This window comes from Microvirga sp. P4_G7, assembly GCF_056401005.1.
Map to the genome: position 1 here is coordinate 1 of NZ_JBFUKD010000644.1, position 2,097 is coordinate 2,097.

The 2,097-nt window shown below is 61.0% G+C and carries 1 protein-coding gene; it reads right to left on the minus strand.

The window, feature by feature from the left end; genetic code table 11:
• The coding region (locus AC1DT3_RS19025; protein ID WP_477466783.1) for a 2-oxoglutarate dehydrogenase E1 component at window positions 1-2,097 on the minus strand (2,097 nt) is incomplete at both ends.

A 2,097-nucleotide genomic window follows, 5' to 3' on the forward strand; every position in this document is an offset into this window, starting at 1 on the left:
CATCATCACCCAGCACGCGGTGGAAGGACGTTCCCTCTGCGATTGCGTTGAGTGGCGACACCGCCCGCTTGTGACGCAAGAGCGACTTCGGCGTCATCAGGATCAGCGGCTTGCGGAAATCTCGCTTCAATTGCCGACGCAGGATGTGGAAGTAGTTCGACGGGGTCGAGCAATAGGCCACTTGCATATTGTCTTCCGCGCACATCTGCAGCCAGCGCTCGAGACGTGCGGAGGAATGCTCAGGTCCCTGCCCCTCATAGCCATGCGGCAGGAGGCACACGAGGCCCGACATGCGCAACCACTTGCGTTCTCCCGAAGAGATGAACTGGTCGAACACGACTTGCGCGCCGTTTGCGAAGTCACCGAACTGCGCTTCCCACAGGGTCAGCGCGTTCGGCTCCGAGAGCGTGTAGCCGTATTCGAAGCCGAGCACGGCCTCCTCCGAGAGCATCGAGTTGATGACCTCGTAGCGCGCTTGGTTCTCGTTGATGTGGTTGAGCGGCGTGTAGCGCTCCTCGTTCTCCTGATCGATCAGGACAGAGTGCCGGGACGAGAACGTGCCGCGCTCCACATCCTGGCCGGAAAGACGGACGCGGTGCCCTTCGACGAGCAGCGAACCGAATGACAAAGCCTCGGCCATCGCCCAGTCGATGCCCTCGCCGGTCTCCATCATCTTCTTCCGGTTGTCKAGGAAGCGTTGGATCGTGCGATGAAGGTGAAAGCCTTCCGGAATGGTGGTGAGGGCCTTCGCGATCTTCTGCAGCTCCTCGACGGAAACACCCGTCTGACCGCGGCGCGGATCGTCGGCGTCCTCGCGCACAGCCTTGATGCCGGCCCAACGACCGTCGAGCCAATCCGCTTTGTTGGGCTTGTAGTTCGATGCGATGTCGAATTCCGCGTCGAGCTTCGAGCGCCAGGAGGTCTTCATCTCCTCGAATTCAGCCGCGGTGACAGTGCCTTCGTCGATCAGCTTCTTGGCGTAGATTTCCAGGATTGACGGATGCGAACGAATCTTGCGGTACATCAGCGGCTGGGTGAAAGCCGGCTCGTCGCCTTCGTTGTGGCCGAAGCGGCGATAGCAGAACATGTCCACGACCACTGGCTTCTGGAACTTCTGGCGATATTCGATCGCGACCTTCGCGGCGAACACCACCGCTTCCGGATCGTCGCCGTTGGCGTGGAAGATCGGCGCCTCGACCATCTTCGCCACATCCGAAGGATACGGCGAGGAGCGCGAGAAACGCGGATCGGTGGTGAAGCCGATCTGGTTGTTGATGATGAAATGAACCGAGCCACCCGTGCGGTGTCCGCGCAGGCCCGACAGGCCGAGGCACTCGGCGACGACGCCCTGCCCCGCGAACGCCGCGTCGCCGTGGATGAGGAGCGGCATCACCGCCGTGCGGTTGTCCGGCGAGCAGCCATGCTGATCCTGTTTGGCGCGAACCTTGCCGAGCACCACCGGATCGACGATCTCGAGATGCGACGGATTCGCGGTCAAGGACAGGTGCACGTTGTTGCCGTCGAACGTACGATCCGACGAAGCGCCGAGATGGTACTTCACGTCGCCCGATCCCTCCACGTCGTCAGGCGCGAACGAGCCGCCCTTGAACTCGTGGAACAGAGCACGATGCGGCTTGCCCATGACCTGCGTCAAAACGTTGAGGCGGCCGCGATGGGCCATGCCCAGCACGATCTCCTTGCAGCCGAGATTGCCGCCGCGCTTGATGATTTGTTCGAGCGCGGGAATCAGCGATTCAGAGCCATCGAGGCCAAAACGCTTGGTGCCTGTATATTTGAGGTCGAGAAACTTCTCGAAGCCCTCGGCTTCCACCATCTTGTTGAGGATGGCGCGCTTGCCCTCGCGGGTGAAGGTGATCTCCTTGTCGGGCCCTTCGATGCGCTCCTGGATCCACGCCTTCTCGGTCGGATCGGAAATGTGCATGAATTCGACGCCGAGCGTCTGGCAATAGGTGCGCTCGAGGATCGTAACGATCTCGCGGATGGTGCCGAATTCGATGCCGAGGACGTTGTCGAGGAAGATCTTGCGATCCCAATCGGCTTCCGTGAAACCGTAATGGGAGGGATGCAGTTCCTGAT